Annotated in this window: 2 protein-coding genes; both read left to right on the top strand. The window is 73.8% G+C overall.

Going from position 1 to position 7,520, the window contains the following annotated elements:
* Positions 1-157: 157 nt before the first annotated feature.
* Positions 158-2,662 (top strand): type I polyketide synthase, encoded by a 2,505-nt coding sequence (locus ACZ4W9_RS40030; RefSeq protein ID WP_467944172.1) that lies wholly within the window; start codon positions 158-160, stop codon positions 2,660-2,662.
* 2 nt (positions 2,663-2,664) lie between these two features.
* The coding region (locus ACZ4W9_RS40035) for an acyltransferase domain-containing protein (RefSeq protein WP_467944173.1) at positions 2,665-7,520 on the top strand (4,856 nt) is incomplete at its 3' end.

Genomic DNA, 7,520 nt, shown 5'->3' on the forward strand with positions numbered 1-7,520 from the left:
GGTGGGTCCGCATCCGTTGCTGGTGGGTAATGGGTTGATGCGGCGTGGTGGTGATTCTCCGGAGCGGTTGCTGGCGGGGTTGGGCCGGTTGTGGGCGGACGGCGCCGCGCGTTGGATGCCACCCGCGACGACAACGGTGGGGACGTCGGGTGCGCGGGTGCCCTCGTATCCCTTCCAGCACCAGCGCTACTGGCTCCAGCCCACCACCCCCGCACCGACCGGTGACGGCCGGATCGACCACCCGCTGCTGCGGGACGCCATGGAACTGCCCGACGACAACGGCGTGGTGCTGACGGGGCGACTCGCCACCGCCGCGCAGCCGTGGCTCACCGAACACGTCGTCTCGGGCTCGCCCCTGCTGCCCGGCGCGGCGTTCGTGGAGCTGGCGCTCCGGGCCGGCGAACACGTCGGATGCCCGGCGGTCGAGGACCTGACGCTGGAGACACCACTGGTGGTCGCGGACGGCGTACAGGTGTCCGTGACCGTCGGCCCCGACCGGGCGGGCCGACGCGGCGTCTCGATCCACTCGCGTGCGGACGGCGAGTGGGTACGGCACGCCACCGGGACCCTGGGCGCCGTACCCGTCGCACCTCGGGAGCCCTGGGCACGGCAGTGGCCGCCGCACGCCGAAGCCGTCGACCTCGACGCCTTCTACGACGACCTGGCCGACGCCGGATTCGCCTACGGCACGGCCTTCCAAGGTCTGCGAGCGGCCTGGCGCGATGGCGACACCCTCTACGCGGAGGTGGCCGCACCCCCCGGCGACACCCGGTTCGCCCTGCACCCCGCCCTGCTCGACGCCGCGATCCAGACCGTGACCCTCGCCGACGACCGGGCGAAGATGCCGTTCTCCTTCGCGGGGATCTCCTGGTGGCGCGGCGCCGGGCAGGTCAGGGTCCGGCTGACCGTGACCGGTCAGGACACCTGCGCGATCGGCCTCGCCGACCAGTCGGGCGCGCCGGTCGCCGAGATCGCCTCGCTGGCCCTGCGCCGGCCGGCCGGGGCCCCCACGCGGAACGTGCCGTACCGGGTGGCGTGGCCGGTCCTGGAAGCGGCGACCACCGAACCGGACATCCCGGTCCACCACGCCACCTCGCCCGTCGAGACCCTGCGGGTGATCCAGGACTTCCTCACCACGGACACCCCGCGCATGGTGGTCGCCACGCGCAACGCCGTGCCGGTTCGGCCGGGCGAGGACGTCGATCCGCAGGCCGCCGCCGTCTGGGGCCTGGTCCGGTCGGCCGCCACCGAGCACCCCGGCCGGTTCGTGCTGGTCGACGGCGGCGACGGCGACGAGGTCCGGCTGGCCGGCGACGAACCCCAGCTCGCGATCCGCTCCGGTGCCGTTCACGTCCCCCGCCTCGAACGGGCGCGGACCGAACCGCTGTCCTCGCCGCTCGGCCCCGAGGGCACGGTGCTCGTCACCGGCGGCACCGGCACCCTGGGCGGCCAGGTCGCCCGCCACCTCGCCGCCCGGCACGGCGTGCGGCACCTGCTGCTGGTCAGCCGGAGCGGCCCGGACGCCCCCGGCGCGGCCGCGCTGACCGCCGACCTGGCCGCGCTGGGCGCGACCGCCGACATCGTGGCGTGCGACGTGGCCGACCGCGAGGCGGTGGCGCGGCTGCTCGCCGCACACCCGGTCACCTCGGTGATCCACGCGGCGGGCACGCTGTCCGACACCGTCGTGGAATCCCTCACCCCGCAGCAGTTCGCGCGCGTGTGGGAGCCGAAGGCCCTCGCGGCGCGGCACCTCCACGAACTGACCTCGGACCTGGAGGCGTTCGTGCTGTTCTCGTCGGCGGCCGGTGTGCTGGGCGGCGCGGGCCAGGCGAACTACGCGGCGGCGAACGCGTACCTCGACGGCCTCGCCGCCCATCGGCACGCCCAGGGACAGCCGGCCGTGTCGCTCGCCTGGGGCTACTGGGCGGAGGCCAGCGGCATGACCGGAGGTCTCACCGCCACCGACCGGCACCGCCTGGCCAGGGCCGGTGTACGGCCGCTGCCGACGACGGACGCGCTGGCCCTGTTCGACGCCGCGCTGACCGCGGGCACCCCCACCCTCGCCCCCGTCGGATTCGACCTGCCGGCGCTGCGCCGCGCCGGCGACCCGCCCGCCCTGCTGCGGGAGCTGGTACGGCCCCGGCGCAGGCAGGCCGCCGACCGCGTGTGGACGCAGGCCGACGTGCTGCGACTCGTCGTGGGCCAGGTCGCCCTCGTCCTGGGGCACGCGTCACCGGAGGCGGTCAACCCCGACCAGGCGTTCACCGACATCGGGTTCGACTCGCTCACCGCCGTGGAACTGCGCAACCAGCTCGACGCGGACACCGGCCTGCGCCTGCCCGCCACGCTCGTCTTCGACCACCCGACACCGGCCCGCCTCGCCGCCTTCGTGCACACACGGTTGCACGGCACCGAACCCGACCCCCTGCTCGCCGAACTCGACCGGCTCAAGTCCACCCTGGACGCGACAGCCGCCGAGGCCGACTACGAGACCGTCGCGGCCCGCCTCGAAGCGCTTCTCGCGGCCTGGACCGCCAAACGTACCGGCTCCGCGGCCGGTGTCGACGAGGCCAGCGACGACGAACTGTTCAGCCTTCTGGACGATGCGCACCGCAGGACCGAGGTCATCCGCTCGGGCGAGTCCCGAAACGCTGAGGAGTAGCGATGTCCGACGAAGAGAAGCTCCGCACCTACCTCAAGCGCGCCACGGCCGACCTGGGAGTGCTCGGCAAGCGCCTCGCCGACATGGAGGAGGCCGCGCGCGAGCCGATCGCGATCATCGGCGTGGGCTGCCGCTACCCGGGCGGAGTGGAGTCCCCGGACGGCCTGTGGCGGCTCGTGTCGGACGGTGCCGACGCGATCACCGAATTCCCGCCGGACCGTGGATGGGACGTCGTCTACGACCCCGACCCGGACCGGCCGGGCACGACCTACAGCCGGTCGGGCGGCTTCCTCGCCGACGGCGCCGGCTTCGACGCCGGGTTCTTCGGCATCTCGCCGCGCGAGGCACTGGCGATGGACCCGCAGCAGCGGGTGCTGCTGGAAACCGCCTGGGAGACCTTCGAGCACGCCGGCATCGACCCGACCACACTCGGCGGCAGCCGCACAGCCGTGTTCACCGGCCTGTGGTCCTCCGGCTACGGCAACCAGCCGCCGCCGGACCTCGAAGGTTTCCTCGCCACCGGAACAGCCACCAGCGCCACGTCCGGGCGGGTGTCGTATCTGCTGGGGCTGGAGGGTCCGGCGGTGTCGGTGGACACGGCGTGCTCGTCGTCGCTGGTGGCGATCCACCTGGCGGCGCAGGCGCTGCGGGCGGGGGAGTGCTCGCTGGCCCTGGCGGGCGGAGTGACGGTGATGGCGACGCCGGCGGGGTTCGTGGAGTTCTCGCGCCAGCGGGGGCTGGCGGCCGATGGGCGGGTGAAGGCGTTTGCCGAGGCTGCTGACGGCACGGCCTGGGGCGAGGGCGCCGGCCTGCTGCTGCTGGAGCGCCTGTCCGACGCCCGCCGCAACGGCCACCGGGTGCTGGCGGTCGTCCGGGGCTCGGCCGTGAACCAGGACGGCGCGTCGAACGGGCTCGCGGCGCCGAATGGCCCGTCCCAAGAACGCGTCGTCCGGCAGGCGTTGGCGAACGCGGGACTGTCGACGGCGGACGTGGACGCGGTGGAGGCGCACGGCACCGGGACCACCCTCGGTGACCCCATCGAGGCGCAGGCACTCCTGGCGACCTACGGTCAGGGGCGGGACGAGCCGTTGTGGCTGGGGTCGGTGAAGTCGAACATCGGCCACACCCAGGCGGCGGCCGGTGTGGCGGGTGTCATCAAGATGGTCATGGCGATGCGGCACGGCGAACTGCCGCGGACCCTCCACGTGGACGCGCCGACCTCCCATGTCGACTGGTCGGCGGGTCGTGTCTCCCTGCTCACCGAGGCCCGGCCGTGGCCGGAGACGGGGCGTCCCCGCCGTGCCGGCGTGTCGGCGTTCGGCATCAGCGGCACCAACGCGCATGTCGTGATCGAGGCGGCCGCCGAAGAGCCGGCCGGGGCTTCGACGGGGTCCGCGGCCGGGTTCGCGGGCGGAGTGGTGCCGTGGGTGTTGTCGGGGAAGTCGGACGTGGCGTTGCGGGAACAGGCGCGTCGGCTGAGGGCCTTCCTGGCCGGGCATCCGGAGGCCGGCGCGGCTGCGGTGGGCCGGGCGTTGGCGGGGCGGTCGCGTTTCGAGCACCGCGCGGTGCTGAGTGGTGCGGAGGCGTTGGAGGCACTGGCGGAGGGCCGGTCGGCGCCGGGTCTGGTCACCGGGATCGCCCGTCCACTGGGCCGGTCGGTGTTCGTGTTTCCGGGGCAGGGTGCGCAGTGGGTGGGGATGGGCGGGGGGTTGTACGGCTCGGAGCGGGTGTTCCGGGAGGTGATCGACGCGTGTGGTGTGGCGTTGGCGCCGTATACGGACTGGTCGTTGGTGGAGGTGTTGACCGGTGGTGGTGCGCTGGAGCGGGTGGATGTGGTGCAGCCCGCTCTGTTCGCGGTGATGGTGGCCCTTGCCGAACTGTGGCGTGCTCATGGTGTGGAGCCGGATGCCGTGGTGGGGCATTCGCAGGGGGAGATCGCGGCGGCGTACGTGGCCGGGGCGTTGTCCCTGGACGACGCCGCCAAGGTGGTGGCGTTACGCAGCAGGGCGCTGGCGGTGCTGGCCGACCAGGGCGGCATGGTTTCCATAGGTCTCGGGCATGAACAGGCCGCCGAGTTCGTGGCCCGCTGGGACGGCCGGCTGACCGTGGCGGTGGTCAACTCCGCGGACAGCGTCGTGGTATCGGGTGATCTGGACGCGCTGGACGAACTGTCGGCGGCCTGTGAGGCCGACGGCATCCGCGCCCGCCGCCTGCCGGTGAACTACGCGGCCCACTCCGTCCAGGTCGAGGCGATCCGCGAGCAGATGCTGACCGACCTGGCCGGCATCACACCGCGCCCGGCGACGATCCCGTTCTACTCCACGGTCACCGCGGAACCGGTCGACACCTCCGCCCTCGACGCCGGCTACTGGTACCGCAACCTCCGCGAACCCGTGCTGTTCGCCCCGGCCACCCGTGCGCTGCTCGACCACGGCCACACCGTCCTCGTCGAGGTCAGCCCGCACCCGGTCCTGGTCTCCGCCGTCGAGGAGACCGGTCACCACCACGGCTCCGACCTCCTCGTCACCGGCACGCTCCGGCGCGACCAGGACGACTTCCTCACCTCGCTCGGCCGCCTGCACGTCCATGGTGTCCCGGTCGACTGGCGGTTCCCGGACGACACCGAGCCCGTCAGCCTGCCGACGTACGCCTTCCAGCGCCGGCCGTACTGGCTGCGGCCCGTCCCGACGGCGTCGGGCGACCACCCCCTGCTCGGCACATTCGTGGAACTGCCCGACGGCGCGGTGCTCAGCGGACGGATCTCGCTCGCCACCCACCCGTGGCTGGCCGACCACGCCGTGCGGGGCTCCGTCCTCCTGCCCGGCACCGCGTTCGCGGAAATGGCGGCCTACGCGGCCGGCCGGCTCGGCCACGCGGTCGAGGAGCTGGTGCTCGAAACGCCGCTCGTCCTCGACGACACCCCGGTGCACCTCCAGGCCGTCGTGGGCCCCGAGGACGACGGCCGCCGCCCGCTCACGGTGTACTCGCGTGACGGCGACGAGTGGGTGCGGCACGCCACCGGCACCCTGGGCGAGGAGCCGGTGCTGAGCGCCTGGGACTGGCCGTCGGCCGGTGAGCCCCTCGACGTCGACGGGCTCTACGACTCGCTGGCCGTGCTCGGCTACGAGTACGGGCCGGCGTTCCAGGGCGTCACGGCGGCCCGGCGCGTCGGCGACACCGTCTACGCCGAGGTGGAGCTCCCCGCTGAGGAGCCGTTTCCCCTGCACCCCGCGCTGCTCGACGCCGCACTGCACCCCATGGCGTTCCTCACCGACCGCACCGGCCTGCCGTTCGCGTTCACCGGAGTGGCGATACGGCCCGCGGGCCGCCGGACGCTGCGCGTACGCCTGTCCGCCACCGGGCCGGACACGTACACCGTGGCCGTGGCCGATCCCGACGGCACCCCGGTCGCGGTCATCACGTCGCTGACCGTCCGGGACACCACCGCCGTCCCGGACAGCCTGTACACACTCGACTGGATCCCCCTCGCATCGGCGTCGACGGGCGGTGACCCCGCCGACCTGGTCGTCTACGAGGTGCCCGGACCGGAGCCGGAGGCGGACACCGTCGAGGCGGCGTACGAGAGCGCGCGGAGCGTACTCGCCGCGATCCAGGACCACTTGGCGGGCGAGCGGACGCGGCTGGCGGTCGTCACCCGCGACGCCGTCGCCGCCGCGCCCGGTGACGTGGTCGGCCTCCACCACTCGATGGTCTGGGGCCTGGTCCGCGGCGCGCGGGCCGAGCACCCCGGCCGGTTCGTCCTGGTCGACGCCGACCCGACCTGGGACCCCGCGCTGATCGCCGGCACGGACGAGCCGGAACTGGCGGTACGCCAAGGGGCACTGCGCGTCCCCCGCCTGGTCCGCGTCGGCGCGGGCCTCACCCCGCCGGACGGGCCCTGGCGGCTGGAGGACACGGGCACCGGCAGCATCGACGACCTGGCGCTGGTGCCCCGTCCGGAGCTCGTGGAGCCGCTGGGGCCCGGGCAGGTCCGGATCGCCATGCGGGCGGCCGGGCTCAACTTCCGGGACGTGCTGATCGCCCTCGGCGTCTACCCCGGCGAGGCCCTGATGGGCGGCGAAGGCGCGGGCGTCGTCCTCGAAACCGGCCCGGGCACCCGGTTCCGGCCCGGCGACCGCGTCATGGGCCTGGTCCCCGGTGCCTTCGGCCCGGTCACCGTAGCCGACCAGCGGCTGCTGGTCCGGATGCCCGAGGACTGGTCGTTCGCCAGGGCCGCGTCCGTGCCCGTGGTGTTCCTGACCGCCTGGTACGGCCTGCGCGACCTGGGCGGGCTGAAGGCCGGTGACCGGGTGCTGATCCACGCCGGCACCGGCGGCGTCGGCATGGCGGCGATCCAACTGGCCCGGCGTCTCGGGGCGGAGGTGTTCGCCACCGCCGGCCCGGCCAAATGGCACATCCTGCGCGCCCTGGGACTGGACGAGGCCCACATCGCCTCGTCGCGCACCCTGGAGTTCGAGCGGAAGTTCCCGCCCATGGACGTGGTCCTGGACTCGCTGTCCGGCGAGTTCGTCGACGCCTCCCTGCGGCTGCTCGTGCCCGGCGGCCGGTTCGTGGAGATGGGCAAGACCGACATCCGCGACGCCGCCGACCATCCCGGCATCGTCTACCGGGCGTTCGACATCGCCGACGCGGGACCGGAACGGCTCGGCGAGATCCTGGACGCCGTCGTACGGGCCTTCGCCGACGGCGAGTTCACACCGCTGCCGATCGACGTACGCGCGGTCCGGGACGCGGTCGACGTGTTCCGGTTCATGAGCCGGGCGGCTCACGTGGGGAAGATCGTTCTGACTGTTCCGGTGGATCTCGATGTGGCCGGTACGGTGCTGATCACCGGTGG

The organism is Streptomyces sp. NPDC029296 (assembly GCF_055569255.1).